Here is a 26,984-nt window from a genome sequence, read left to right on the forward strand (position 1 = left end):
TTAATCTATTTGTATTTCTTCGACTTGAAATAAGTGGTGTGACCAATAATATTAGTAATTTAGAAAAAAGTAATGTCGAGTTAAAACAGCACTTGGGCCGCTGGCAGCGAGCAACCCAAGCACTGTTAGCCACGAAAGATCGCCTCAAGCGGTTATTAGCATCAAGTCCTGCCGTTATTTACAGTTGTCAGGCTGCAGGTAGCTACGGCATCATTTTCGTTAGTGAAAGTATCCGCCAGTTTGGCTATCAACCCCAAGACTTTTTAGAAAATTTTGATCTCTGGAAAGAGTGTATTCATCCCGACGATGTAGACTATGCCCTTTCCGAATCTTCAGATTTAATCCATCAAACACAGCAAATTTTTGAGTACCGCTTCCGCCATAAAGATGGAGATTTTCGTTGGATTCAAGATCAACGAAATCTAATTTTAGACGAAGCCGGTAATAGCATTGAAATCATTGGTTCTTGGCAAGACATTACGGAACATAAGTATATTGAGCAAGCGCTGTTTCAAGAAAAAGAACTCGCTCAAAATATTTTGCAATCCATCGGAGATGGAGTCATTACAACCGATGCCCAAGGTCAAATTCAATATATTAATGCCGCTGCTGAACAAATCACTGGATACACCTTAGAAGCAGCCATTGGTAAACCTCTATCATGGCTCATTAAAAGCCATGAAAAGAACCATAGTGGCAGTATCAACCATGCCCTGCAAACTGCCAAAAGTTTGAGCAAGGTGGTGAACATCACAGCGGACCAAGCATTTGTATTACAAGGTAGTCAGCCACGTACCATTGATGGCTCAGTAGCGCCCATCCGTAACCGCAAAGAAGGCGTCATTGGCACAGTGGTCGTTTTCCGAGATATCACTCAAAACCGAGTGCTTGCCCGGCAACTTTCCTGGCAAGCAAGCCATGATTTTTTAACTGGACTCTTAAATCGTCGAGATTTTGAGCAACAGCTTGCCCAAGCTATCGACAATACCCGCACTCACAACAAGAAACATAGCTTGTGCTATTTAGATCTTGATCAGTTTAAGGTCGTTAACGATACCTGTGGGCACGCGGCTGGAGACGAACTTCTCAGACAGCTAGCTAGATTGATGGGCAAACAGCTGCGCTCCAACGATGTACTTGCCCGCATTGGCGGCGATGAATTTGGCATTATTTTACAAAACTGCTCCTTGGACAATGCCGTAGGATTAACGGACAAGTTACTCCATGCACTTCAAGGGTTTCGCTTTGTTTGGCACGATAATACATTTTCCATTGGTGCTAGCGCCGGTCTAGTGGAAATTAATCAAGAATGCGGAGACATCAACTCCGTTTTAGGCGCCGCAGATGCAGCCTGTTTTGCCGCTAAAAACCAAGGTCGCAATCGCTTCCATGTATACCGATCAAATGATGAAGTATTGACAACACAGAGGGGTGAACGTCAATGGGTTGCTCGCATTTTAAAGGCCCTCGAAGAAGACCGGTTTTGCCTATACCAACAAGCTATTGTGCCAATCCACACCACTGAAGGTGGTGTCACGCACCACGAATTGTTGCTCCGCATGATCAGTGAAACAGGTGAAGTCATACCCCCCATGGCATTTGTTCCTGCGGCTGAGCGCTATGGCCTAATGCCCAAGCTCGACCGTTGGGTTATTAGTAGTTTCTTTAACCAGTATCAAATACGCCAGCAAGCAAATACAATGCAGGCTGAGCATGCCCAAGGACCAGACTACATGCCACTGTATTGCATTAATCTTTCAGGCATGAGCATCAATGATGACTACTTAGCAGCTTTTTTAAAGGAACAATTTACACTCCATGAAATATTGCCCCAGACGATTTGTTTTGAAATTACCGAAACAGCTGCGATTACCAACTTATCCCGTGCTGCTGATCTAATTCAAGAAATCAAAAATTTAGGCTGTGCCTTTGCCTTAGATGACTTTGGCAGCGGCATGAGTTCTCTGGCTTATCTCAAAACCCTACCAGTGGACTACGTTAAAATCGATGGCAATTTTATTCGCAACATTATCCAAGATCCAGTGGATAGCGTCATGGTTGAGTCCATTACTCGCATTGGTCATGAGCTCGGCATCCAAACGATTGCCGAATTCGTAGAAAATGAAGAAATTTTAGCAAAACTGCGCCTATTAGGTGTGGACTATGCCCAGGGTTACGGTATAGGTCATCCCGTACCATTCCGCCGTTCCCAGGGTGGCACACCCTATTCTTTGGGCTGATGGGAGGCAAAATACATGGCTGAAACAATTTTGGTAATCGAGGATGAGCGCCTTACCCGTAAAAACTTAATTAGTTTTTTAACCTCAGAAGGATTTGACACCTTAGAAGCGTCCAATGGACGCATTGGGATTGAACTGGCTCAAGCCCATCTACCGGACTTGATCATTTGCGATATTCTCATGCCAGAGTTGGATGGTTACGATGTTTTGATTACATTGCAACAGCAAATGGAAACGGCCACGATTCCATTTATTTTTCTGACTGTTTCTGCTACAGAAGACGGATTTCGCCAAGGATTAGCCCTGGGAGCTGACGATTATTTAAGCAAACCAGTGACCAGCGAGCAGCTACGAGCGGCCATCGCGGCCCAGTTGCAACAAACAAACTCTTCCCTTGGCAGTTTAACTGAGCCGTTTACCGAATCAGCAGAAAGTAACGCGATCCTTCAGAACTATGGTGATAGCGATACGGCTCTCCCAACTAAAACAATATCACCGCCCAAGCAGCCACTTACCCCGGTGATGTCGGTGAAAGCGACTCTTTTGGAAACACTGTGCCCAACCATTAAACAACGTTTAATGCATTTACGCCGAGATGTAGAAGAGGTTCAAGCATTGATGCCTGACAATCAATCTGCGCAAAGATTACGCGATGAGTTTGCGCAATTATTGTCCCTAATCAATGAAACATCGGTGATCCAAAAGGCTCTTACCCCAGACAACGCCACGGATTTACTGACAACGTTTACAAACATGGTCAAAGACGTGGAAAGGAGTCCGAGAAATGGATAGGTCACCGTTGAGCCGACCTGAGGTGTCTACGATAGTTACGTCTCTTTCCCTATCCCAGGTGGTCCATCGCCTGCAACAGGGCTCGGTCGTTATCCAGGCCCCCCAAGCCATCGCTCAACAGATTATGGCCTGGACCAATGGACAACCTGAGCTAACTCAGTGTTTGATAGATAAAGTACTCCGCAGATTAGAAGCTCCTTTTTCTGGCACTGCCCTAGAGCTAGTCAATCAGGAAGTTAAGGATTACTTTTCTCCAGACTTACTTGCAGTGGCCAACAGGGATGAGACGCCAACCATTTCTTTGCTAACTCGCCTGAAAGAAGTCTTGCTCCAAGATAAGCGGCAAGACTATCGGCGGCTCAAATATTATCAAGCCGTATTACTTAAGCCCCATAACATACCTCCAGGGTACCAAGTCGAAAATAATGCTTTGGTAGAAGGAGGATTGCTATCTAAGAATGCTCGTGGACAGACTAAAGTAGCAAATCCAATTTATCGGCGCGTTTTCAATGCGCCTTGGATTGAGCAACAATTGGACCGTCCCTTGATACAGAGCAAAGGAAATTGGTTGTTACTCACGTCCCTACTCTCTATTCTGGCATTTATAGTGTTACAGAGTATCTTCCGGTATATTCCTCTTTCAGCTAATCATCACTGCCATCAAGAGACTGACCTACGGGATGCTGTTCTCGCCAAACTTTCTCTGGAACCGATGCAAATGCAAACGTCCATCAATCAGCTCCTGACGCTACGGGCACAAAATCAACTGAGTGATCAGTGTCAAAGCGTATTGCATGATTTGCAATATAGCTATGGCATTTATGTATCGGCTGGCACCCATAATAATCCAATCGATGCCGCTCAGTATTTATGTCAAATTCCTGAATCTTATTATTTAAAAAGAAATTCCGTGCCGTGGTTTAGTCGATGGTCCAATATTTATAAGCGCATTGATTTTGCTGATTCACTGGCTAACTATGTTGAGCAAAATCCCTGTCCTGGCTATAGCTTTTTAAATCGAGTCAGTCCTTGATTCTATGGGCGTACATACCTCTTTTAAGGAGGGCATCTATTTTTATGCGATCGCAACCATCTGAAACTCAATCGATGCTGAGTTTTCGCTTAACCTCCCAGCTACAAGCCGTCATCTCAGTCAACGAATTAATCGGTCTCACAACAATTCAAACCAACTGCATTGCGCCTATTCCAGATACCCCCCCAGCGACCATGGGCATCTACAACTATCGTAGCCACCCCGTTTGGATTATTGACTTACCGTGCTTACTAGACCTAACCCCCCTCTACCTAGCCAATACCCGCCAAGTCTGTAGCATTATTTTTTTACGCGCCCAGCAGCAAACCATCGGATTTGCCGTCCACCAATTAGGGCAAATGGTCACATTCAAGGAGGGGCAACTCCAAAAGGACTACCAGAACCCAGGAGTCCAACGCTTAAATTGGTGCATCAATGGTATCTATACCGACAATAATGTCACCATGCTGTCCCTACAAAGCAGCAAAATGTTTGACCTCTTGAAAAACAACGAAATGACAGTATAGGCCATGAATTCTAACCACTACCCACAACCCAATAACGGCGGGGATCAAGCAGAGAAAGACTATTCGCCGCTCTCCACCAATGCAGCCGAAGCAAACATGGACGTAGCTGCCCCCCAAAAACAACTAGCAACTATCACCCAAGTTGGGGCCAAAAGCCCCGAAGCAACTGAACAGGAGCCAGTAACGCCCCAAAATATGCCCCCTCATCTTCAAAGAGGACCACGTTGGCAAGTCCTGTTGTTGACCATTTTATTCAGCTTACCCCTAGTGATTGGTATTGCGGCCCTGATGCTGTGGCTCAAGCAGCCTTTAGTGGGCGCTTTATTAGGAAGCATTGTCACAGCGCTTGTGGGTAGCTTAATTATTTCCCGACGTCGCTCCTCAACTGAGCTTTATCAGACATTAAAATATGACGAGATGGACCTATTGGAAGTGGACAATAATCGATTGTCTGCCCAATTAGCCGACATAACACAACAAAAAGACCAGATAGCTCAACAGTATCAGCTGTTAAGCATGCTAGCCTTTCGAGTCAGACAAATCCCGGAACAATCCGTCCTGTTTGAAACGCTTGTAAAAGGGCTGCGCGACTTATTAGATACCGATCGAGTCATTGTCTATCGCTTTAATCCCGACTGGTCTGGGACCATTATTGCTGAATCTGTGAATCCTCAGTACCCAGCGTCCCTGGATGAAACAATTGGAGATCCCTGCTTTCATCAACGTCACGCGGTTCAATATGCCAATGGTCGCACCAGAGCTATTGCCGACATTTACGAAGAACCAGGCTTAACCGATTGCCACATCCGCATGCTGGAACAATATCGGGTGCGGGCTAATCTCGTGGTGCCTATTCGCCAAAATGACGCCTTATATGGCCTACTAATTGCCCATCATTGTCGTGCCCCTAGATCCTGGGCAGACACTGAGCTAAACATGATGACTCAAATAGTGACCGAAGTTGAGTACCACATTGGCTTCCTCACTCAAACCCAGCAATATGCTCAACAAAACCGTCAGGCTCAATTGTTGAGCATGCTGGCCTTCAGAGTACGGCAAATACCTGAGCGCCATATTTTATTCGAAACCGCAGTCGAAGGGTTACGGGACTTGCTCGATACCGACCGAGTCGTCATTTATTGGTTTAACCCAGATTGGTCTGGAACCATCGTGGCAGAATCGGTGGATCCACGCTATCCAGCCTCCTTAGACGAAACTATTGGCGATCCCTGCTTTCACCAACGCCACGCAGCTCAATATAAAGATGGTCGCACGCGAGCCATTGCAGACATATACAAAGAACCAGGCTTAACCGATTGCCACATTCGGATGCTGGAACAATATCGAGTACGAGCCAATTTAGTCGTGCCCGTTCGTTGGAATGATCAACTCGTGGGATTAATGATTGCCCACCATTGCAGAGATGCTCGATATTGGTCAGAGGATGAACTGAGTCTCACCTCCCAAGTAGCAACAGAAATTGAGTATCAATTAGACTTCATCATCCAAAATCAACAGAAAACTGCTAGCGCAAGCCACGCATGGTTTCTAGGAGATATCGCCTTCCGAGCTCGACAAACAAATGACCTCGACGACCTCTTTAAGTCGACCGTCAAAGGGTTACGCCAGTTACTCTCGACAGATCGAGTCATGGTTTATAAATTCAACCCCGACTGGACTGGCACTATGGTGGCAGAATCCGTGGGCAGTGACTTTATGTCAGTCCTCAACGAAAAAATTGATGATCCCTGTTTTCGAGGGCGCTATGTCGATCTATATCGCAATGGCAGAGTGCGCGGCATCAACAATATTCGCAAAGAGCCAGGGCTGACAGAATGCCATGTGCGCCTACTGGAAAAATATGAGGTCAAAGCGAACTTAATTGCGCCATTGCGACTGAAGGATGAACTGTTTGGATTACTGATTGCCCATCAGTGCTCGGCACCGCGAACCTGGACATCAGAAGACCTGGATATTGTGGCACAAACGTCTACACAGCTAGGCTATGCCCTTGAACATCTCCATTCACTCAGAGACCTCGAAAGTTCGGTGGAACGCTCCCGCCTCTTTGGCGACATTGCCTTTAGAACCAGACAGTCTCTAGACGTGGATGCCGTCATGCGGATAGTCCTGGAAGGTGGCATTAAAATGCTACGCACCAACCGGTTGCTCATATACCGGTTTAATGATGACTGGAGTGGGACCATGACCCACGAAGCCGTTTCTTCAGAGCGCTGGCCGAGGGTCTTAAATACAAAAATCTTTGATCCATGCTTCAAAGGCCGGTATGTCGACCTGTATCGCAACGGTCGAGTACGGCCAATCAACGATATTTATCAGGAACCTGGCCTGTCCGATTGTCACATCCGCACACTAGAGCAGTATGACGTCAAAGCAAATCTCGTGGCACCTATTCGCATGCAGGGGGAACTGTATGGACTTTTAATTGCGCACCATTGTGACGGCGCCAGGGTCTGGACCCAAGCTGACATCGAGTTTCTATCAGAACTCGCGACACAAACTGAATATGCCTTGGGGCACTTAGATTTTATATCTGAGCTGGAAAATGCTCGCCACACAGCAGAACAGGTATCGTCACAGCAGCGTCACCAGCGTGAAACAATTCAGCATCAGCTCACAGACTTAAGACAGTCTTTGGAAGTTGCTTTCAAGGGCGATTTAAGGGCCCGCGCCATCGTTCCAGAAGGCGATATTGGCATTTTTGCCTCTTTCTTGAATGAGTCGATTGAACACTTACAACAGCTTGTTCAAGAAGTCCGACTGGCATCGGAAACCATGACCCAAACAGCGGATGGTAATCAAATTAATGTGGCAAAGCTTTCTAAAGCAACATTACGCCAATCGGACGAACTCGCCGAAGCGATGCAAACAGTAGAGGCGATTGCCAATGAGATTCAACAGGTCGATAGCAATGCCCAAAGTGCACAGTTAAAGGTGCAACAAGCGGATCAGGTCTTCCAAGCAGGCGATCAGGCCATGAATCGGGCGGTAGATTCAATTTCTTTACTACAGACTAAAGTAGAAGAAACGGCGCAACAGGTTAAGCGGCTAGGAGAAGCCTCACAAAATATTTCCCGCGTGGTCAATCTGATTCGAGATTTAGCAGGCCAAACTAATGTGCTGGCGCTCAATGCCTCAATTGAAGCGAATAGTTCTGGAGATCAGAGTCAAGGGTTTGGCATTGTGGCAGAAGAAGTGAGATCCCTGGCTGAACAATCCACCGTTGCCACTCGAGAGATTGAAACCTTGGTGGAGGAAATCCAAACGGAAACCAATCAGGTGGTGAGCACCATGGAATCCTGGAGTGAAGACGTGACTGAAAGCATGGGCCTTGTGGAAACATCGAGACAGCGATTGAATTCCATTTCTACCCTAGGTGGCGAAATCCGCATCCTAGTGGAAGCTATTGCCCAAGCAACCCTCGTACAAAATCAGGCGGCGACCTCGGTGTCCCACACTGTGCAAGATGTCAGACAGATCTCTCAAGAGAATTCCCACCTTGCTGTCAGCGTGGCAGACTCTTTCCAACAGCTACTCGATGTGGCTAATCGACTCCAGGCAAGGATTGACCAATTTAAGGTTCATTAACTGTTTTTTCACTGCCATATTTGTTGACCTATGGTGTCAGACTTTCGTCCTGAGGAGTCATATCAGTTCTTTTTGCAAGAAGTACCTGAGTTATTACAGGCACTAGAATCAGGGTTTCTTAACTTACACCAAAGTACTGAGATAGACCATATCTGGAATCTGATGTGCACCACCCACTCCATTAAGGGTGGTGCAGCTTGTGCCAGCATGGATGCAATCCAAGACTATGCGCACCATTTGGAAAGCTGCCTCAAGGTCTTAGCCGAGCAACCTCTACCGATCGCCCTCGCGACAGAAGAGCTATTGCTCCAAGCCCTAGATTATTTAAAGGCTGCGGTTGTAGAGGAAGTGAAGGGCGGCAGTAGCCACAGCGTTTTACTACAGGGGCAACCGGTCCTTGATGCCCTAAATCAACAGATTCCTACACCGGAAACAGATGATGCTCCAGAGATGGATGTAGTTCATGTTTTATTCAAGGAGGATGTCACTAAAGGCCTACAACGATTAAAACAACTGCTAACGGATCAGACCATACCCGCGCGTCTAGAAACCTTTAAAATTCAGGTGGAGATTCTTCAGGGCATTGGTGAGATTGCCAATTTGCCAGGGTTTATTGCGATCGCAACCACCACCCTAACCGCCCTCGAACAAGAACCCCAACAATTTGACACCATTGGTACAGTTGCGCTCAATGACTTCACCGCTGCCAAAAGCCTAGTAATAGAAGGAGACCGCAATGAGGGGGGCACCCCATCCCAGGCATTAGCATCCCTAGCCAACGTTGTGGCCCCTCCAGACACTGAACCAACACCCGAAAGTTTCGCCGCCGAAGAAACGCTAGAAACCCAGATCAGCAGTGAGGCACGCCTCCCATCACCACCCATCAGTCCCACAGGACCGATTTTATTATCATCACAAAATGATGAACAACAATGGACTAGCATCAACGACTTAGTCGGAGAAATGGTCACCCTTGACAGTCGCCTAATGGCACATCAAACTCAATCTAAGGAGACCTTAGTTGTGGGTGAGCGGTCACTGTTTCGACTAAAACAACTGCTCATAAACCTACAGCATCGCTACATATCGGCTCAAAACACCCTCTCCGAGGAAGATACAGAAAGCAGCTTACGATATCGTATACAACAACAAAAATATAAGCGACTACAAGCAGACCTCCAAGACATGTCTGCCGAAATGTCACAACTAGGGGAATTCTTTAAAGACTTTAACCTGGTTTATCAACAACACCAGCATTTACTCAAGCAACATCACAAGCAACTTAAACAAGCACAAAACCAACTATTACAGGCACAAATGGTGCCCATCAGCGTTGTCCTCAATCAATTTCCCCGCATAGTACGACAGCTATCCCAACAACAAAACAAATCCATCAGACTGCTAATTACAGGCGACACCACCCTAGTCAATAAAACAATCCTCGAGAAACTCTATGAGCCCCTCCTGCATTTGATTCGCAATGCCATTGACCATGGCATTGAACCCAATGAGATCCGTCAGGCTGCTCAAAAGTCTTTGCCAGCAACCATTGCCATCCGAGTCAAACGCCAAGGATATACCATCTACATAGAAGTAGAAGATGACGGTCGAGGCATTGATGTCGAAACCATTCGTAGCAAAATTGTAGCAAAAGGATGGTTAGCACCGGAAGAAGCCGACTCCGTACCCAACCAACATTTGCACGATTATCTCTTTCAACCTAACTTCTCAACAGCCGCCACCGTTAGCCAAATATCTGGCCGTGGAGTGGGTCTATATGCCGTCCGCTCCCAAATCAATGATTGTCAAGGCTCCGTCCGGGTCAGCTCAAAAACCGGAAGCAGTACACGTTTTACCTTACGCTTACCCGCGAATACGTCAGTTACAAAACTACTTCTCTTTCGCAGCCAACAACAGCTATATGCCCTTGCTGTAGACACCATTGTGGCCTTAACCTATGCCACACCCAAACGGCTCAAATCCGAAAAAAATCAAATCTACTATCTTTGGAAACAACAAAAAGTTCCCCTCTACACCCTATTCCATCTTTTAACCTATCGCTATCCTTTACCCTCAGTCAGTCGCGAAGCATTAGGATGGCTGGGACCTAGCGCCGTCGAGCAAGTGGCCATAGACAATACGGCCAGTAGCTTTCATATTCTGATTATTGGAGATGGAGAAGCCTATGTCGCCCTACGCGTTGACGAGATTTTAAGCCAGCAAGAACTGGTAACAAAAGCGCTAGATGATAGTTTCATCACGCCCCCTGACTACTTACAGGGAGCCGTTATTTTGGGCGACGGACAACTTCTACCCGTATTGAATGGCAATGTTTTAGTAGAACGCTGCCTCCAGTTGCGCTATCCACAAATTCCCAAGCTATCGATTACCCAGCCATCTATAGAAAATACATTTATCCCCACCATCATGATTGTCGATGATTCGTTGACAATCCGTAGTGTTCTAGCACTAACGCTACACAAAAACGGCTATCGAGTTATTCAAGCCAAAGATGGCCAAGAAGCCCTCCCCCTGTTAGAACAAAATTCTGATACATCTGCCATCATCTGTGACATCGAAATGCCCCACATGAGCGGAATCGAGCTCCTCAGTCGATGTCGACGCAGTGGCCTCACCATTCCCATCATCATGCTCACCTATCGCAATAGCGACCAATATCGCTTGCTTGCTAAACAGTTAGGGGCCTCTGCCTATATGACTAAACCTTATCTCGATAAAGAACTACTACAAGTTCTACAGAATTGTCTAAACGAGCATCAGCAAAGCCCAGCAGTCTAGCTTTTGGCCATCTTAGGCACATAGCAAAGAAGCCAGCAGCTCACAGAAGATTCATCCAACCAGTTACAGCGACCGCAAGAGCGTCCGCAGCATCATCAGGACGAGGTATCACTTGCAGCTTTAATTCTCGCTGCACCGCTTCTTGCACATCCTGCTTATCCGCATTGCCATAGCCCGTTAAAGCCTGTTTTATTTGCGCAGGGGTAAATTCTATAAACGGCAAACTATGCTGGGCTAACACCAACATCATCACACCACGTGCCTGGGCCACCAAAATCGTATTGCCCATGCGATAAAAAAACAACTTTTCAATTGAGACCGAATCAGGCTTATACGTCTCAATCAGACTATTAAGATCATCATAAATCGTACATAGCCGTGAACCAACCTCCGTCCCAGCCGGAGTTTCAATCACCCCAAAATCAACCACCTGCAAGTCTGGGTTCAAATTTCTAGTGGTCGCTGGATCATATTCAAGAATACCGAATCCCAGGATGGCTAAGCCTGGATCCAATCCCAGGATTCGTTTACGCATTTATCGTGCGCCCACAGGGGTACGGCCATTGGTCGATGGATCTGGAATAGTCACACCAAAAATATTGCCAAAGGTTTTTTCAACCTTATAACCAGAGTCAATCGACTCTAGAGGGTCTTTCCGCAGCCGATGACGCAGACACAAAGCAATAACGGTTTGAATATCGTCCAGCGTTACTTCTGTACGGCCTTCATAGGCAGCCAGGGCTTTCGCAGCCCGGTTGGATACAATATCGCCCCGCAAACCATCAACATCGAGCTCAGAACATACCTGGGAAATCTGGACACGATACTCATGATCGATGGTGACTTCCTTCAACCGCTGCTGCGCGCTAACGATTTTTTCCTGCAGTGCGGTTTGTTCAGCCTGATATTTATCCAGAAACGCATCCGGATCTTGATCAAATTCAGAACGCTGCTCAACGATTTGCACTCGCTGCGCAGGCTCCTTCACTGTCCGAATTTCAGCATGCATGCCAAAACGGTCTAGCAACTGCGGGCGGAGTTCACCTTCCTCAGGGTTACCTGAACCGATTAAAACAAATTGAGCAGGGTGGCGAATAGAAATGCCCTCACGCTCTACGGTGTTACGCCCAGACGCCGCAGAATCCAGCAGCACATCCACCAAGTGGTCATCCAAAAGATTGACTTCATCTACATACAGCAAACCGCGATTGGCCTTAGCAAGTAGACCGGGCTCAAACGCTTTCACCCCTTCAGAAAGGGCTTTTTCAATGTCAATTGTGCCGCATACGCGATCTTCAGTCGCTCCCAGCGGCAAATCTACCATCGGCACCTTCATCCTACCTTCAGGTATCCCTTGGCCTTCAAACTCGCGCTTCACCTCAGGGTCCTCAGGCGCTCGATTAAACGGATCGTTTTCCACCACACTGATTTCGGGTAAAAGATCCGCTAAGGCACGAATAGTCGTGGATTTACCAGTACCGCGATCGCCCATAATCATCACACCGCCGATCTTAGGATCAATCACATTCAAGATCAGGGCCAGCTTCATATCTTCTTGGCCAATTACCGCAGTAAAGGGGAAAACGGCACGCCGGTTAGAGGTAGCAGTACTCACAGGGCTTTTTAAAACGCTAGGTATTTTAACGACTAGGTTTAATTGTGCCACAGTGCGGCTAATGACGTTATTCAGCCTCTGCTAATTTGAGACTCAGAAGAATAGGTTAAGCTGACGGCGAATGAATTTACTTGCTTATCTTCCCGCTGTGTCCGCTACACCATGAGCTTTATCCACATTCGTCCCAACTGGCAACTCCCCGAAAAATTAGCAACACCTGAGAAGGCCTACCTCAACCGCCGCCGCTTTATCAAAAATTTGGCTGGCGTTGGCCTAGGGATAGCGGCCACGAGCTGCCGTGGTCGGCAATTGAGCGCCCAAGGGGCAGAAGCCTTAGAAAAGACGTTCGGTGAACCGATAGACAATTTCACAGTCAACAGCACCTTCAGTAATGCCAATCGACCGCTCACCAATCAGCAGTTCGCCAGTCGCTACAACAATTTTTATGAGTTTGGCCTAACTAAAAATATTTGGGCTAATGCCCAAAAACTACCGACCGACCCTTGGAAGTTAGAGGTCTCTGGACTCGTCAAAAACCCAAAAACTTACGATTTAGACGATCTATACAATAAATTTGCATTAGAAGAGCGCATTTATCGTTTTCGCTGCGTTGAAGCATGGGCCATGGTCGTCCCATGGATCGGGTTTCCCATGAAAAAAATTCTGGAGGACGTAGAACCCCAGTCAGACGCCAAATTTGTGCGGTTTGAATCCTTTTATGACGAACAAATTACAGAAGGCCCAGCCATTTCATTTTCGAACTTACCCTGGCCTTACCATGAGGGGCTTCGCATTGAGGAAATGGCTAACGATTTAGCATTTTTTGCTGTCGGCATTTATGGTCGCACGATGCCAAAACAACACGGTGCACCGATCCGCATGGTGCTGCCGTGGAAATATGGCTTCAAAGGGGCAAAATCCATTGTCAAAATTGATTTTGTAGCCGAGCAACCTACCACCTATTGGAATACTATTTCCCCCAATGAGTATAAATTTGAAGCCAATGTGGAACCGGATGTGGCTCATCCCCGCTGGTCACAGAAGCGTGAACGCCTAGTAGGGGAAGGCGAATCATGGGACTGGGTAAAACAGGACACAGTTATTTATAACGGCTATGGCGAATATGTAGCAGATTTATATACGTAAGCTACGCCCATTGCATTGCTTTAGACAGATAGCAAGATCAGACGCATCGATCTATGCACATTGCCGATCCAGACTACATTAAGACCGCAGTTGCCTTTCCCTACCGTGGGGTAACTATTCAAATTACCACTGGCACGCATTTGGGGGTCAAAATCTATACCGCTTGGATTGATTACGAAACCGGGAGTGCTGTGGCCGTGCCCAAAGCCTACAGTCGCCGCGAAGCTATTACACGGGCAAAGCAATGGGTACAGCAAAAGTTTAGCTTTACCCCTTAATTAGCTTTACCCCTTAAGAGTATGGGCGGTTCTAGCAAATGCCATCGCTAACTCTCGCCTAAAGCACATCTTTACCAGCAATAGTAAGCGCTCCGCCCTTGCACCCGCTTGCATATGGAGGGTTGATACGCCCCCATATGCAAGCGGGTGGGTGGCTGATATCAGCCACCCACCCGACTCAAGCCATTACACCTGAAGCCAAAACCGGATTTTAATCCGTGGAATCTTCAGTGCCCAGCTCCTGGGTCGAATTGCTTTCATCCTTCCCGTCTTCTGGAATGAATAGTTTTTCTAGACGGTCCTTAGACCAGCTATCACTAACAAAGGAAACAGCACTGATTTCCTCCAGGCGCACGAGCCATACAGTTCGACGGGAAACCTCATCATCGGGCTCGTCATCCTCATCGGGCTCGTACACATGTACGTAGACAATTTCAACGCAGGTTTCATCTAGATACACGGGAACACCGCTCAAACCACCCCAAGGAAGGCGTACCTGAACTTCGGTACCCTCCTGCATCGCCTCATCTAGCCGCTGATGTAAGCGACCAGCATAGGATTGCTTTTTGTTATCCCCAATCAGGTAAGGCACTTGCCGATTAATAGTCATGGCGATCCCTGTCAGCTAATGGACAAATTCGAGCAATAACATGACAAATTCTGTGAACATGCCATGGAACCGGAGCAATACATCATTCTGCATTGGCTACGGACACTAGCTCATTACAATGCGACTCAAGTCAAAAGACCCCTGTATCAGAAGTTTGGTTTCTTAAGTAGCCTATATCACCAAATACGGACTCTACAGGAACATCAGCAATCAGCTTAACGTAAGCATCTCTTAATTGTGGGTACATCAATGGACTAAAGCGTGACAGTAAGCCTTCCTGCACATCAGTGATATTAGCTACAGCGCCCTTTTATTGGCTGCTGTGCAAAAGGCTTTCAGCTCTATTGGGCCAATGCTAACACTGGCGTTTCTAGACAAACTACGCCGTTAGATGCTGGGCACCAACCGAGGACGATTGCCCACGATGCCCCAAGCACATCTGACGGCGTAGAAAGGCAATCATGATTTGATGAGCCTATACAGCCAGGAAAAACCATGGCAGCCTCCTCAAACGAGCACCACCTATAGCTACAGCAGCACTGCAACATATTTCGTATATTTGACTAATTTTTTTCAGCCAAAAGTACTTAAGTCAAATAAGTTTGATGGGTTTGGGAACAATCTTCCCAAAGAGATGAACAACGCGTAACAAAGATTACGCGCAAACCGTATTACAACAACTTTTTTTGATACCTACATCGATTTGACATCTAAATTAAAAGGATGTTTAAAGAACTACGCACATTGGCTGACATCCCCCCTGCTTCCCCTAAAATCCTTTAAACGTAAGCCCATACACCGTAAGCCCATGCACCAGACCAAAAAAACGGGTTAAACGCCTGACCAAAAATGGACAAATGTGTTCCCAATATATCTTCTAAAAGACGTACCACAGCTGAGTGACACTACATACAAGGAATACGTGATTATTATGAATAAGCTACATACCTAATTCCTTATAGGAATATAAAGATCACGGATCCTATCTAAATCGTATGATTACTCAAGATTGCAACAGATATGCAACTCATCTACGGCTAAAATCAGCATATTAGCTACTGGCAACTTCCCAAAGGAGCGGTACACTCTAGAGTATAAGGTCAGCCTTTCTCTACGCTACTGCTTGTAGTATAGAAGTCCATATTACAGTTCTCTAATACGATTAATGAGCCTAAATACAAAACTGCCCACCACTGATATGCAAGTCACTAGTATTCGCTTTGAGCGAGAGCTCATTGACAAATTGAAGACGCTTGCCGGCAGCCGTGGCTATCAGTCCTTAGTACGTGAGATTTTGTGGGACTACGTGCGCCAGCACTCCGATGATCCAGGGTTCCAAATTCAGCGTCAGCAAATTCGAGCGATTATGGCTGCTGAAGCACAGCGCCCCGAACGATGCGCCCTTACGGGTGAAACGATTGAGCCCGAGGAAGAGATGTGGATAGCGTTCACAACAGACCACGAGCTTGTGCCGTTATGTATTGATAGCCTAGAAGTTGATTAGGTAACCGCTATCGTAGATTTATCGGATATAAGAACAAATTAGAGTGGTCTTATGTCTAATAGTTCAACGACTGTGGGGGCAATGCAACCTTATGTCCTCTAATCTGTGTCCTTGTGGTAGTCAACAGTCCTATGGCAGTTGCTGCGAACCATTTTTGGTGAATGCATCTGTAGCACCAACTGCCGAGGCTTTGATGCGATCGCGATATGTTGCCTATTGCAAAGGCAATGTGAACTACTTAGTTGACACGCGGCATCCATCCAAACGTCAGTTTGATGATCGTATTAATTTAATTAGAAGTGTGCGTTCTACCGTGTGGGAATACCTTACGGTGGTCAGGACCCAGCAGGGCGGCAAAAACCACACCAATGGCTATGTGGAATTTATGGCGGTCCATAGTCAGCCGGAATGGGGACAACTGCACGAACGTTCACGCTTTATAAAGGAAAATAATCGCTGGTTTTATGTCGATGGCGAAATGTTACCGCCCATATTACCCAAGCGAAATCAGCCCTGCTGGTGTGGCAGTGGCAAAAAGTTCAAGCACTGTCATGGCTAAGACCCTGCGGGGGTAGAACACTGCACCCATGCGTGGCCATAGTTGGGAAAAACTTAAAAAGACGAGTCTAACCACGTAGACAATTTACGCACTGGTCCTCACTCAGAATTGGAGGAAGCGCGCTAGGTTAGCGTTAGTAAACAGGTATTGAGTTAGTTTTGCGCAAGGAATAAAACCATGGGTTGGATCACGTCTCTTCAAAGCTGCGGCCAGATATTAACCTCATTGAAGGGATGCACCGTGGCTAAAGCTAGTGTTTTGGTCATGATGGGTTCTGTGTCGGGCCCGATGGTAGAAGTCGCCCTTGCCAATAATGGAGAGGCCGATGCGGCTCCCCTTAGCTCTCGCTTCACCTGTGAACTGCAAAATGGCTCATACACAGTCATGTATCGTCCTAAAAGTGAACCGGGACAAGCTTATCCCTGGGCCGTGCCAACTGCCATGGGAGGTGGTTGGACTCCACAACGACGGTGTGAAACGATCAGCGCTCGTTTAGAAGAATATCGACCGGATGGCTTAGTGGAACTGCGGACCGATGTCGAGAATGGCTATAACACCGTATGTGCAACCACTGAAGACAATTTAGAGTCTTGTAGAATTGTCTTCACGGTTCCCCCTGGGCAAGATCCCACGGCCACTCGTGATGCTGTTTTTTCGAATATTACCTTGGCAGACAGTGGGACTTCAACGAGTGGAGTCAATACATTTGTGGGCGGCACCCAATTGCCAGAAACGGAGCTGTTCGACTCAGAGGTCTGGAATAGTTCAATCGCAGAGACGCTGGGCAATGTGTTGTCTGGACAAACACCTCAGCGCCAAAGAGCATCTGGTATTTATTTAAAGCCCTATTTAGACCCTGCTGACGGTGGTACGGGGGAATACTTAACACCCTCGAAGCAATTATTAAGCCCTGACAATTTTCGCTAAAGCAATACAGTTTCAGAGAAGATTGACGCAGCAGATTAAGGCTGAGTATTAAGAGATCTGCCGGAGATGGCTCCCCTGGAACCTGGGCATACTGGAACCAGTTGTCTTGAGCCAGTATAGTTTCCACTGTGCTAAAACGTCTTTCAATTCGTCAACGGATTACCTCCGGCTATGCTCTGGTTTTGGGCATAGCCGTTGCAGGTATAGCGGTAGGACTCTACTTGGGCAATGCTTATCAGCAAAAGGCGCTGACAACTTTGCAGCAGATCACAACGGAAAGATCGCTGTTGAATGAGTTGCAGATTCGTATGCTGCAAAACCACTTGACCAAACAATTATCTCCGCATCTTGATGATTCGGTGCAATTTAAGATTGCCACTGACGCACTCTTAGCTAGGGTTCAGCAGGTCCAAGTTTTATTAGGGAAATACCGGCTAGCTAGGGCTAGTTCACCCCACACAAATGATAAAACCCATGGGGAGTTAGATAATTTACTGATTGAATTAGACGCAGCAACTGAGCAATTTCGACAGCGGGTGGAGACGTTTGCTTTAGTAATGCAGGATCTGGATACCATGCCAGAAGCTGTTGCCAGGCAACATCTGTTGCAGTTTGTCCAAAGTGAAGAGTTTGCGCAGTATATTGAATTTCCGGGAAAACTGGTGCAATTCTCGGAGTATTTGGAACAACGAGAAGAATTAGGTAAAACGTCTCTACAGCAAGCGGAACGCTTAAGAACTCGGATTATCGCCACTAGTTTGATGCTATCGGTTGCGATCGCAACCTTAGTTGCCCTCTACACCAGCAATCACATTGCCCAACCGATCAAAGCCGTCATCGATGTGGCCCAACAAGTCAGACACAACAACGACTTTACCCTCCAGGTGCCTGTGGCAAATACAAGCGATACGGGCCAGTTGGGTATATCACTGAACCAATTAATTACACAAGTCCAGTGTTTACTACAAGAATTAGAATGCAAAAATGCAGACCTGAATAACGCGCTCCAGCAACTCAACGAACAACAATCACAGCTCATTCAATCAGAAAAAATGTCGGGGCTGGGCCAACTTGTAGCAGGCGTTGCCCACGAGATTAACAATCCGGTGAACTTTATCCATGGCAACCTCACCTATATCAAAGAATATACCGAAAACTTGCTCGACTTAGTCGCCCACTACCAGGAGCATTATCCCCAGCCCATAGCCGACATTCAACAAAAGGCTGACAACATTGATTTGCCATTCATCCAGAATGATTTACCCAAAACGCTACAATCCATGGCGTTAGGCACCAATCGTATTCGGCAGATTGTCATCTCCTTGCGTAATTTTTCGCGCAAAGACGAGGCAGACATGAAAAGCGTCGACATTCATGAGGGCATTGAAAGTACTCTGGTGATTTTAAAGCAAAATCTATACGACATTAAAATCATCAAACACTATGGAGATTTACCCCTAGTCGATTGTTATCCTGGGCAGCTAAATCAGGTGTTCATGAACATATTGGCGAATGCTATCGACGCTTTAAAAGATCCCAAAACACGTTCCAATCCCAGTCGTCACATTACGATTAAAACAGGACTGGCAACAACCGGGAAAGGCGTAGACATCGAAATTTCAGACAACGGTGCTGGCATTCCTGAAGATATCCAGAATCGTATCTTTGATCCGTTTTTCACAACGAAAGCCGTGGGCGAAGGCACAGGTCTCGGCATGTCCATTAGCTATCAAATTATTACCCAAACCCACGGTGGGCAGCTAGGATTCACATCTGAACCGAATAAGGGGACAACGTTTACCATCCAAATTCCCATTCACCAAGCGTGCCAAGAACCCAGCTCAGTTCTCACGGCTGCCTAGAGATTTTATGGGCATCACTATGAGGCTCCAAAGCACCCCATAGTATTGTCTGGGGGATGGGTCTTCTTAAGCCGGTGGCAAGAGTTCGTCGGACCAAAGGCCTTTAGACTCTAACCACTCTCGATTAAAGAGCTTGGATTGATAACGAGAGCCACTGTCACACAGTACCGTCACAATAGTGTGGCCAGGCCCCATCTGTTTTGCCAGGGCAACAGCCGCACCCACGTTAATACCAACAGAGCCTCCCATAAACAGACCATCCCTGTAGAGCAGTTGGTAGACCACGCGCAGCGCAAACGGGTCATCAATCTGAACCGCATCGTCAGCTGGGGCACCGGCCATATTGCCAGTCACCCGGCCATTGCCAATACCTTCCGTAACAGAATTACCTTCCGACTTGATTTCCCCCGTTTTGACATAGCTGTAGAGACCACTGCCCATCGGGTCGGCAACCACACACTTGATATTTGGATTTTTATCCTTTAAAAACATGGCTGTGCCCGCATAGGTGCCACCAGTTCCCGTGGCTGCAACCCAGGCATCTACCTTGCCATCAGTCTGTTGCCAAATCTCTGGACCCGTTGTTTCATAGTGGGCCTGACGATTGGCTAAGTTCTCAAATTGATTTGCCCAAATGGCATTATCCATGTCTTCTGCCAATCGTCCCGAAACCTTGACGTAGTTGTTGGGGTCTCGATAAGGAACAGCGGGCACGGTCCGAACATCAGCACCTAGGGTACGCAGTAACTCTATTTTTTCTTGGGACTGAGTTTCTGGAATGATGATGACGCACTTATACCCCTTAGCATTACAAATATGGGTTAAACCAATGCCCGTATTGCCAGCGGTGCCTTCAACAACCGTACCGCCAGGTTTCAGTAAACCTTTTTTTTCTGCTTCCTCGATAATAAATAGCGCCGCACGATCTTTGACAGAACCACCAGGGTTAAGAAATTCAGCTTTACCTAGGATTTCACAGCCGGTTTCCTCGGAGAAACTATTCAACCGAATCAGCGGGGTGTTGCCAACGGTGCCAACAAAACCTTGCTTGATATCCATGGGAGCCTTCATGCAATAAACGTTGGGGAATGATCTGTGCTGGTGCTACTTTAAAGCATGAATGCTTCTGAAAACACGGCCTTGTAGCAGCGCTTTACGGATGCAATCATACCGAGGGTGAGCAACGACGCAGCTTTATTATCCTAATGGGGAATGGCCCAGGGAAAACAGTGGAATGAAAGAATTTACTTTGCCCTAGGGCCATAGATTGTCGTTAACTGACATGGCCATCGGTGGCAAAGCTGCGATCAATCCAGCTTGCTGAAGCTGTTTCGCAGATTCATGCCATCGTCGAGCATCAATGATCCCCAATCGCGGGGCGTCCTTGGGGAGGACATAGTCAGCCAAAATCTCAAGGGACGCTTGCTGATAGGCAATATTTTGATAATCGGGTTCCACATACTGCTCCACGAGTAGATTGGCGGTTGTGGAGGGGTGCTCTATGGCCCAACGCCAGCCGGCAAAGGTAGCAGATAAAAAGTGCTGAATGTTTTGCGGTTGGTCCATAACTAAGGAAGTCGGCGCAAAAATAACCTGGCTGTAGGCATCAAACCCATAGTCTTTTAAGGGTAGAACCGTCGGCACTTGCCCCGAGCGTTGGGCAAATTCGATCGGTTCATCGAGGGCGTAACATTGAACGGCGTCGAACTCTCCTTGGCTAAGACGTTGGTACTTTTTGTCATAGGGGATATCGACTAAATCTAGTTGCTGGGGATCGATGTTATGGCTGTAGAGAACAAGTTCTACGGCTTTACGCCCGTCGCTGTGCACACCGATACGTTTACCGATGAGCTGCCGGGGATGGGTTAAGGATTGCTGGGGCAAACTCATGAGGGCTAAGGGTGAGGCCTGCAGCATGGCAGCGATCGCAACGATATCTATCCCCTCCGACTGAGCCGTCAAAATCAACGACTCTTCGGCACAGCCTAGGGTCTGAGGCTGTGCCACAACCGTCTGCACCACATCCATGGCCGGCTCAGCCGCCTTTAAATTGACCACAAGCCCTGCGCGTCGATAATACCCCAGAGATTCAGCCACGCATAGCCCAGCAAACTGAGCATTGAGATGCCAATCTAGCTGCATCGTGAGGCGAGGCATGGCCCGCCAAGGTAGCCAACCAATGCCCGCTTGCAACAAACCACGCCGCGATATCACCACAGTTTTTTCTATCTATACACAAAATTAGAGCAAAGGGGCTGGGGTATTTTGGGTCATGCCCCCATCGCCACACCCTTCATCCTAGGAAAAATCTGAACCATAAGTGCACGGCGATAACCAGCCAGCCTTTAACCAAGCTAAAGGTTCACGTCACAGCGTCAGTCCGTAGTTTAGAATTTATCAGTTATCGAGGTTTCAAGGTAGAACCGGGCAAGCTAAACCAAGGACATATAGACAAAACAATGGTATGCAGTGACACTACATTTGAAATGCTGGCCAATAGCAGACAGCTATGGCCTCAACTGTTTAACCATTTAAATACGGCCATCCATCTCAAAACACTGAATGGCAAATGGATTTACGCCAATCATGCCAGCCAGAAATTATGGAACCATGGCCCCATTGACCTGGGCGAAACCAAGACCGACACCGACTGCTTGCCCCCCGAAAAAATTGCCAGCTTTACCCAAGCTGATGCTCAAATCATTGAGCAAAAATCTCCCGTAGAATTTACCAGCCATAGCGACAACCAGACCATCATTGTCCGCAAGTCTCTAATTGCCTTAGCCACAAATAAGTCTTGCATCTTGACAGAATGTCAGACTATAAACCACCCAATAAATCCTGAAACCCCAGAGACTCCAGCGGCACTCGAAGCCACCTTACAAGAGCTACAACAAACCCAGCTACAGCTCGTACAACATGAAAAAATGTCGAGCTTGGGTCAATTAATGGCAGGGGTCGCCCACGAAATCAATAACCCCGTCAACTTTATTTACGGCAACATTCGCCATGCCCAGTCCTATGTCCAAGAACTCATCGAACTGATCAGCGCCTATCGAGGGGCAGATGGCCAACCCAACGATGTCGTCCAAACCCTTTTAGACGATATGGATCTAGACTTCATGATGGTGGACTTACCCAAAGTGCTGTCGTCCATGAGCGTCGGTGCCGAAAGAATTCGGGCGATTGTATCGTCCCTGCGAACATTTTCTCGCATGGACGAAGCCAAGATGAAAACCGTTAATCTCCACGATGGCTTGAATAGCACCTTGATGATTTTGGAGCATCGGTTTAAGGCAACCACTGAACGCGCCGCGATTACCATCCAAAAACAATATGGGGAGCTGCCCCCAGTAGAATGCTACCCAGGACAGCTCAACCAGGTCTTTATGAATCTCTTGGTGAATGCCATCGATGCCATCGAAGACGCCATGGCAACAGAAGCGATGCCCCTCCCATTGCAAATTACAATTTCTACCCAGGCAGACCAAGCAATGGCCATCATCGCAATTCATAACGATGGGCCACCCATTCCCCAATCTATTCAACCCCGGCTCTTTGATCCGTTTTTCACCACTAAACCTGTGGGTAAAGGCACGGGCATGGGGCTATCCATTAGCTATCAAATTATCAATGAACGCCATGGCGGCCAGCTTAGCTGTGAATCCGATGAGCACATAGGCACCACGTTTACCATTCGGATTCCCCTGATGACTCAAACGAAAAAACAGGATGCTCCGATGGAACATCCTGCCAAAGACTAGCTAGCCAAAAGCCAGTAACCCATTGTCGCCCTACTTGTTGGGCTGAGGAGTCATGCGCAGGTAAGGCTTCACTTCGGTAACACCTTTGGGGAACTGCTTCTTAGCATCTTCAGTGGAAATAGAAGGCACCACAACACAGTCTCCGCCGTCCTGCCAGTTAGCAGGCGTTGCCACCTTGTGGTAGTCGGTTAGCTGTAGCGAATCAATGACCCGCAAGATCTCGTCAAAGTTACGACCTGTGCTCGCAGGGTAGGTAATAGAAAGACGCAGCTTCTTATTGGGATCGATTACAAATACGGATCGCACAGTCAATGTATTACCTGTGCTGGAGTTGGGATGGAGCATCCCGTATAGGTTAGACACTTTCTTGTCTTCGTCCGCCAAGATGGGGTAATCGACGTTAGTGCTTTGGGTCTCGTTGATATCACCAATCCAGCCGTTGTGGGAGTCAACACCGTCAACGCTGAGGGCAATGGTTTTCACATTGCGCTTTTCAAACTCGGCACGGTACTTAGCAACGGTACCAAGTTCGGTAGTGCAGACAGGAGTATAGTCTGCGGGGTGGGAGAAAAGCACGACCCAGCTATCGCCAGCCCACTCATGAAAGTTGATATCCCCAGCGGAGGATTTTTGGGTAAAGTCTGGGACCTGATCCCCTAGTTGAAGTGCCATAACGGAATTTCCTGTTTATTTCCTTTAATCGCAGCAATATATGCTTGCACTAACGACCTGTATCCAGGCTATGTGGACTAAGCATCTCATAAACCCCGGTATTCCGACCGGAGTTTAGATGATTCTTAATTATCCTATCGTGAAAGGACTCAAATGGTATCAACTGTGCCAGACGTCTAAGAAAAAATCTGCACATTTTTTAACTTGGGTTTGACCAGTGCTGCAGGCCTAAATACAGAGCTGCCAAGGTCCCAGCCACTTGAATGTAACCAGCGGCGATGTACTGGTGAATGTCATCAATCGATAGGAGAACGACTTCGATGTCTTCGGTTTCATCGAGGCGCTGCTCTCCGACGAGATAGGCATTTTCCGCAAGAAATAGGTGAATGCGGTTAGTTTCTTTGACCGGGTTGTCATATAAGACGCTGAGAAATTTTAAGGTGGGGGCGGTGTAGCCCGTTTCTTCTTCAAGTTCACGCTTGGCGGCAATTTGCGGATCTTCTTGGGAGGGATCAAATGTACCGGCTGGCAGCTCTAGCAAAATGGCTTGGGCACCATGGCGGTACTGCCGAATCATGACGATATCGCCATGGGCAGTCAGGGGTAAAACTAGGGCGACATCGGGACGGACACTGACAAAATAGTCGTCAATCACCTTGCCATTGGGAAGACACACGGTATCTTGGCGGACTTTGTACCAGCGATGATCAAACGCTAAACGGGAGGATAGGATTTTCCAGAGTTGAGGTGTAGGCATAGGTGTACGCAGGAGATTCGTCCGCTAGATTTACGATATAAGGCCATTCCCAGGCTGACCGTTGCTCTATGTTTCCAAATACCGATTAAGCTTAGGAACTGTAGCGTCAAAGGAAAAGCGATGGCAGAGGCAGCAAAACGAGTCCTGTTAGTGGATGATGAGCCGGGTCTACGGGAAGCCGTCCAGGCTTACTTAGAGGACAGCAACTTTGAGGTCCGTACCGCCAGTAATGCTGGGGATGGCATGGAGCTGCTACAACAGGAAACACCGGATGTGCTGATCTCAGACATTATGATGCCTGAGGTAGATGGGTATAAATTTCTTAAGCAGGTGCGTGAAGATCCTCGCTACAAGTCACTGCCGGTTATTTTTCTAACGGCTCGGGGCATGACGAGCGATCGCATCCAAGGATATAACGCTGGTTGCGACGCTTACCTCTCTAAACCCTTTGATCCTGAAGAGCTGGTGGCCATGGTCACTAACTTAATCGAGCGTCAGGCTGCCCGCACACCTGAAGCAGGCGCTACTCCTGATATTGCTGCCATGGCGCGGCAAATTGAAGAAATTAAAGCACTCTTGACCCAACGGGGCACCATCCCTCAAAAAACCTCTCCTATTCGCATTGACCTCACCCCTCGGGAACAGGATGTCTTAAATCTGGTAGCCGAAGGGTTAATGAATAAGGAAATCGCCAGCCGCCTAGGCACAACGGTCCGCAACGTGGAGAAATACGTTAGCCGACTGTTTGGCAAAACCGGCACCAACAGCCGCACAGAGCTAGTACGCTTTGCCCTAGAACATGGCCTAGTGACGACTTAAAGGCTTATTTGACTAGATCTATTCGACTAGATCTAGTCGAATAGATCTAAGGGAAAGGGACCATAGGTGCCATTGACCAGATCGTACTCCGGTTCACTGGCATGGAAAGAGACTAAAACTCCCCGGTTGGGACCGCTGTAGTCATCTAAATACCAGGCCCCTTTGAGGGTATTAAATTTTAGGTACACAGACCCATCTCGGGGAGGCAAGTCTAAATTGACGGGCTGGGCTAGTTTATGGACATAGGCTTCTGTGGCAGCTTTAGCGGCAGCCAATGTCTCTGTGCAAATCCCTAGGGTTTCGTAGTCTGCCAGGTGACTAAACCAAAGCAGGGCATCCACCAGCGATCGTTTTTGATCGTGGGTGAGGTTGGGGGGAACCGCAAGACAGCTAAACTGCGCCAGTTGCTGGCGTACCTTTTTAAGGTTGTCCGGGGTAGGTTTGAGTTTGAGCATAGTGCTAACGATCTCAGGTTCGCGATTTTACGCGGTTGAGGGTTGCAAGTCGTGGGCGGGATGGGCTCACTAGAGTGAGACGGTGCGCCATTGCACCAGCGCTATTATGCCATTGACCCTACGCCTATGACACTTACCTGCGATCGCACTCAAGAGCAGGCCCCCCGCTATAATTTGCGGGTCCACGACATGCCAGCAGACCAGCGCCCCCGCGAACGCTTAATGACCTACGGGGCCAAAAATCTCACATCGGCTGAGCTGCTGGCAATTTTACTGGGCACTGGGGTATGTCGTGGCAATAAGCTATCTGCGGTTAATTTAGGCCAACATATTCTCAATGAACTGGCCCAGGAGGGCAGCTCTGCCCTGGATGCCCTCAGGCAGGTGACCTACCAAGAGCTAATGCTAGTCCCCGGCATCGGACCGGCCAAAGCCAGTACCATTTTGGCAGCGCTGGAACTAGGCAAGCGCGTTTTACACAATCGCCCCACCGACCGCACCGTCGTAGACGATCCCGCCATTGCGGCAGCGGCCCTAAGCCAAGATTTAATGTGGCAATCCCAGGAGAGATTTGCGATCGCTCTTTTAGATGTCAAACATCGCCTCTTAGGCACCAAAGTGATCTCCCTGGGCACAGCAACAGAAACCCTAGCCCACCCCCGTGAGATTTTTCGTGAAGTGATTAAACAGGGGGCGACCCGAGTCATTGTTGCCCACAATCATCCCAGCGGTAGCCTCCAACCCAGCACCGCAGACTTAGATCTGACCCACCAACTGCTCAAAAGCGCCAATATTTTAGGCATTCCGCTATTAGATCACCTGATCCTTGGCAATGGCGACTTTACCAGCCTGCGACAAACTACAGATCTCTGGAATGAAGACACAGACTGAGGAGAAACCTTACGAGATATTAAAACATCACCTCTAGCGAAACATACTTCAACAAATGTTCAAAAAAGGACGTATGAAGAAGAGATTTGGTACGTCTTTTTACATGTAGTAATACGTTGGCCATA

The 26,984-nt window shown here is 47.6% G+C and carries 23 protein-coding genes; 15 read left to right on the forward strand and 8 right to left on the reverse strand.

Features of this window, described 5'->3' with window-relative positions:
- Nucleotides 1–38 precede the first annotated feature (38 nt).
- The 6 genes from IXB28_RS01890 to IXB28_RS01915 are packed head-to-tail and all read left to right on the forward strand — an operon-like array spanning nucleotide 39 to nucleotide 11,000.
- Entirely contained in the window at nucleotides 39–2,240 is a 2,202-nt protein-coding gene (locus IXB28_RS01890) for an EAL domain-containing protein (RefSeq protein ID WP_215616857.1), read from the forward strand.
- A 15-nt stretch (nucleotides 2,241–2,255) separates the two neighbouring features.
- Nucleotides 2,256–3,032 carry a response regulator gene (locus IXB28_RS01895; RefSeq protein ID WP_215616858.1) on the forward strand — a complete coding sequence of 259 codons (777 nt, stop codon included), beginning with the start codon at nucleotides 2,256–2,258 and terminating at the stop codon, nucleotides 3,030–3,032.
- The gene (locus tag IXB28_RS01900) at nucleotides 3,025–4,065 is read left to right on the forward strand and encodes a hypothetical protein (RefSeq protein WP_215616859.1); all 1,041 of its coding nucleotides are present in this window, start codon (nucleotides 3,025–3,027) and stop codon (nucleotides 4,063–4,065) included. Before IXB28_RS01895 ends, IXB28_RS01900 begins: the two co-directional genes overlap by 8 nt.
- Before the next feature lie 44 nt (nucleotides 4,066–4,109).
- Entirely contained in the window at nucleotides 4,110–4,592 is a 483-nt protein-coding gene (locus IXB28_RS01905) for a chemotaxis protein CheW (protein WP_215616860.1), read from the forward strand.
- 3 nt (nucleotides 4,593–4,595) lie between these two features.
- A complete protein-coding gene (locus tag IXB28_RS01910; protein WP_215616861.1) occupies nucleotides 4,596–8,201 on the forward strand; it encodes a GAF domain-containing protein in 3,606 nt (1,201 codons plus the stop codon).
- 30 nt (nucleotides 8,202–8,231) lie between these two features.
- Nucleotides 8,232–11,000: a hybrid sensor histidine kinase/response regulator gene (locus IXB28_RS01915; RefSeq protein ID WP_215616862.1), complete on the forward strand. Its 2,769-nt coding sequence runs from the start codon at nucleotides 8,232–8,234 to the stop codon at nucleotides 10,998–11,000.
- Nucleotides 11,001–11,040: 40 nt separating this feature from the next.
- Here the strand turns inward: IXB28_RS01915 and ruvC are convergent, their stop codons facing one another.
- Together ruvC and bchI are read right to left on the reverse strand one after the other, a co-directional pair.
- Nucleotides 11,041–11,535 carry a crossover junction endodeoxyribonuclease RuvC gene (gene ruvC, locus IXB28_RS01920; RefSeq protein WP_215616863.1) on the reverse strand — a complete coding sequence of 165 codons (495 nt, stop codon included), beginning with the start codon at nucleotides 11,533–11,535 and terminating at the stop codon, nucleotides 11,041–11,043.
- Nucleotides 11,536–12,615, reverse strand: coding sequence for a magnesium chelatase ATPase subunit I (gene bchI, locus IXB28_RS01925; RefSeq protein WP_215616864.1), 1,080 nt, complete (start codon nucleotides 12,613–12,615; stop codon nucleotides 11,536–11,538).
- A 162-nt stretch (nucleotides 12,616–12,777) separates the two neighbouring features.
- Here bchI and msrP point away from each other — a divergent pair, with 162 nt between their 5' ends.
- The gene (msrP, locus tag IXB28_RS01930; protein ID WP_215616865.1) at nucleotides 12,778–13,761 is read left to right on the forward strand and encodes a protein-methionine-sulfoxide reductase catalytic subunit MsrP; all 984 of its coding nucleotides are present in this window, start codon (nucleotides 12,778–12,780) and stop codon (nucleotides 13,759–13,761) included.
- 53 nt (nucleotides 13,762–13,814) lie between these two features.
- Complete coding sequence (locus IXB28_RS01935; RefSeq protein ID WP_215616866.1) at nucleotides 13,815–14,039, forward strand: hypothetical protein; 225 nt, start codon at nucleotides 13,815–13,817, stop codon at nucleotides 14,037–14,039.
- A 211-nt stretch (nucleotides 14,040–14,250) separates the two neighbouring features.
- Here the strand turns inward: IXB28_RS01935 and IXB28_RS01940 are convergent, their stop codons facing one another.
- Nucleotides 14,251–14,649, reverse strand: a complete 399-nt coding sequence (locus tag IXB28_RS01940) for a hypothetical protein (RefSeq protein WP_215616867.1) — start codon at nucleotides 14,647–14,649, stop codon at nucleotides 14,251–14,253.
- 1,165 nt (nucleotides 14,650–15,814) lie between these two features.
- On the opposite strand from IXB28_RS01940, the gene IXB28_RS01945 reads away from it, so the two are divergent.
- The 4 genes from IXB28_RS01945 to IXB28_RS01960 all read left to right on the forward strand — a co-directional run bounded on the left by IXB28_RS01945 (nucleotide 15,815) and on the right by IXB28_RS01960 (nucleotide 19,501).
- On the forward strand, nucleotides 15,815–16,153 hold the full coding sequence (locus tag IXB28_RS01945) for a ribbon-helix-helix domain-containing protein (RefSeq protein ID WP_215616868.1): 339 nt from the start codon (nucleotides 15,815–15,817) through the stop codon (nucleotides 16,151–16,153).
- Nucleotides 16,154–16,244: 91 nt separating this feature from the next.
- Nucleotides 16,245–16,712: a YchJ family protein gene (locus IXB28_RS01950; protein WP_215616869.1), complete on the forward strand. Its 468-nt coding sequence runs from the start codon at nucleotides 16,245–16,247 to the stop codon at nucleotides 16,710–16,712.
- Nucleotides 16,713–16,976: 264 nt separating this feature from the next.
- The gene (locus IXB28_RS01955) at nucleotides 16,977–17,639 is read left to right on the forward strand and encodes a COP23 domain-containing protein (protein WP_407659125.1); all 663 of its coding nucleotides are present in this window, start codon (nucleotides 16,977–16,979) and stop codon (nucleotides 17,637–17,639) included.
- A 128-nt stretch (nucleotides 17,640–17,767) separates the two neighbouring features.
- Nucleotides 17,768–19,501 carry a sensor histidine kinase gene (locus IXB28_RS01960; protein ID WP_326520920.1) on the forward strand — a complete coding sequence of 578 codons (1,734 nt, stop codon included), beginning with the start codon at nucleotides 17,768–17,770 and terminating at the stop codon, nucleotides 19,499–19,501.
- A gap of 66 nt (nucleotides 19,502–19,567) precedes the next feature.
- Here IXB28_RS01960 and IXB28_RS01965 read toward each other — a convergent pair whose 3' ends face one another.
- Together IXB28_RS01965 and IXB28_RS01970 are read right to left on the reverse strand one after the other, a co-directional pair.
- Nucleotides 19,568–20,560, reverse strand: a complete 993-nt coding sequence (locus IXB28_RS01965) for a cysteine synthase A (protein WP_215616871.1) — start codon at nucleotides 20,558–20,560, stop codon at nucleotides 19,568–19,570.
- A gap of 195 nt (nucleotides 20,561–20,755) precedes the next feature.
- The gene (locus IXB28_RS01970) at nucleotides 20,756–21,718 is read right to left on the reverse strand and encodes an ABC transporter substrate-binding protein (protein ID WP_215616872.1); all 963 of its coding nucleotides are present in this window, start codon (nucleotides 21,716–21,718) and stop codon (nucleotides 20,756–20,758) included.
- Between the two features lie 242 nt (nucleotides 21,719–21,960).
- On the opposite strand from IXB28_RS01970, the gene IXB28_RS01975 reads away from it, so the two are divergent.
- Complete coding sequence (locus IXB28_RS01975) at nucleotides 21,961–23,265, forward strand: ATP-binding protein (protein WP_215616873.1); 1,305 nt, start codon at nucleotides 21,961–21,963, stop codon at nucleotides 23,263–23,265.
- Between the two features lie 30 nt (nucleotides 23,266–23,295).
- Here the strand turns inward: IXB28_RS01975 and IXB28_RS01980 are convergent, their stop codons facing one another.
- Together IXB28_RS01980 and IXB28_RS01985 are read right to left on the reverse strand one after the other, a co-directional pair.
- Nucleotides 23,296–23,937, reverse strand: coding sequence for a peroxiredoxin (locus IXB28_RS01980; RefSeq protein WP_215616874.1), 642 nt, complete (start codon nucleotides 23,935–23,937; stop codon nucleotides 23,296–23,298).
- 199 nt (nucleotides 23,938–24,136) lie between these two features.
- Nucleotides 24,137–24,694: an NUDIX hydrolase gene (locus IXB28_RS01985; RefSeq protein ID WP_215616875.1), complete on the reverse strand. Its 558-nt coding sequence runs from the start codon at nucleotides 24,692–24,694 to the stop codon at nucleotides 24,137–24,139.
- Between the two features lie 120 nt (nucleotides 24,695–24,814).
- Between IXB28_RS01985 and IXB28_RS01990 the strand changes: the two genes are divergently transcribed.
- The gene (locus IXB28_RS01990; RefSeq protein ID WP_215616876.1) at nucleotides 24,815–25,513 is read left to right on the forward strand and encodes a response regulator transcription factor; all 699 of its coding nucleotides are present in this window, start codon (nucleotides 24,815–24,817) and stop codon (nucleotides 25,511–25,513) included.
- Between the two features lie 32 nt (nucleotides 25,514–25,545).
- On the opposite strand, the gene IXB28_RS01995 is transcribed toward IXB28_RS01990, so the two are convergent.
- Complete coding sequence (locus IXB28_RS01995; protein ID WP_215616877.1) at nucleotides 25,546–25,968, reverse strand: DUF1824 family protein; 423 nt, start codon at nucleotides 25,966–25,968, stop codon at nucleotides 25,546–25,548.
- Nucleotides 25,969–26,094: 126 nt separating this feature from the next.
- Between IXB28_RS01995 and radC the strand changes: the two genes are divergently transcribed.
- The gene (gene radC / locus IXB28_RS02000; RefSeq protein WP_215616878.1) at nucleotides 26,095–26,859 is read left to right on the forward strand and encodes a RadC family protein; all 765 of its coding nucleotides are present in this window, start codon (nucleotides 26,095–26,097) and stop codon (nucleotides 26,857–26,859) included.
- Nucleotides 26,860–26,984: the final 125 nt, after the last annotated feature.

Source organism: Leptothoe kymatousa TAU-MAC 1615, from assembly GCF_018739865.1.
Lineage (GTDB): Bacteria > Cyanobacteriota > Cyanobacteriia > Phormidesmidales > Phormidesmidaceae > Leptothoe > Leptothoe kymatousa.

Excerpts from the sequence above, each read along its gene's own strand:
- IXB28_RS01980 (WP_215616874.1), bottom strand. The coding sequence starts at position 23,937 with ATGGCACTTCAACTAGGGGATCAGGTCCCAGACTTTACCCAAAAATCC.
- IXB28_RS01935 (WP_215616866.1), top strand. The coding sequence starts at position 13,815 with ATGCACATTGCCGATCCAGACTACATTAAGACCGCAGTTGCCTTTCCC.
- IXB28_RS01895 (WP_215616858.1), top strand. The coding sequence starts at position 2,256 with ATGGCTGAAACAATTTTGGTAATCGAGGATGAGCGCCTTACCCGTAAA.
- IXB28_RS01945 (WP_215616868.1), top strand. The coding sequence starts at position 15,815 with ATGAGCCTAAATACAAAACTGCCCACCACTGATATGCAAGTCACTAGT.
- IXB28_RS01990 (WP_215616876.1), top strand. The coding sequence starts at position 24,815 with ATGGCAGAGGCAGCAAAACGAGTCCTGTTAGTGGATGATGAGCCGGGT.
- IXB28_RS01905 (WP_215616860.1), top strand. The coding sequence starts at position 4,110 with ATGCGATCGCAACCATCTGAAACTCAATCGATGCTGAGTTTTCGCTTA.
- IXB28_RS01995 (WP_215616877.1), bottom strand. The coding sequence starts at position 25,968 with ATGCTCAAACTCAAACCTACCCCGGACAACCTTAAAAAGGTACGCCAG.
- msrP (WP_215616865.1), top strand. The coding sequence starts at position 12,778 with ATGAGCTTTATCCACATTCGTCCCAACTGGCAACTCCCCGAAAAATTA.
- IXB28_RS01975 (WP_215616873.1), top strand. The coding sequence starts at position 21,961 with ATGGTATGCAGTGACACTACATTTGAAATGCTGGCCAATAGCAGACAG.
- IXB28_RS01965 (WP_215616871.1), bottom strand. The coding sequence starts at position 20,560 with ATGGATATCAAGCAAGGTTTTGTTGGCACCGTTGGCAACACCCCGCTG.
- IXB28_RS01940 (WP_215616867.1), bottom strand. The coding sequence starts at position 14,649 with ATGACTATTAATCGGCAAGTGCCTTACCTGATTGGGGATAACAAAAAG.
- ruvC (WP_215616863.1), bottom strand. The coding sequence starts at position 11,535 with ATGCGTAAACGAATCCTGGGATTGGATCCAGGCTTAGCCATCCTGGGA.
- IXB28_RS01915 (WP_215616862.1), top strand. The coding sequence starts at position 8,232 with ATGGTGTCAGACTTTCGTCCTGAGGAGTCATATCAGTTCTTTTTGCAA.
- IXB28_RS01985 (WP_215616875.1), bottom strand. The coding sequence starts at position 24,694 with ATGCCTACACCTCAACTCTGGAAAATCCTATCCTCCCGTTTAGCGTTT.
- IXB28_RS01955 (WP_407659125.1), top strand. The coding sequence starts at position 16,977 with ATGATGGGTTCTGTGTCGGGCCCGATGGTAGAAGTCGCCCTTGCCAAT.
- IXB28_RS01950 (WP_215616869.1), top strand. The coding sequence starts at position 16,245 with ATGTCCTCTAATCTGTGTCCTTGTGGTAGTCAACAGTCCTATGGCAGT.
- radC (WP_215616878.1), top strand. The coding sequence starts at position 26,095 with ATGACACTTACCTGCGATCGCACTCAAGAGCAGGCCCCCCGCTATAAT.
- IXB28_RS01910 (WP_215616861.1), top strand. The coding sequence starts at position 4,596 with ATGAATTCTAACCACTACCCACAACCCAATAACGGCGGGGATCAAGCA.
- IXB28_RS01900 (WP_215616859.1), top strand. The coding sequence starts at position 3,025 with ATGGATAGGTCACCGTTGAGCCGACCTGAGGTGTCTACGATAGTTACG.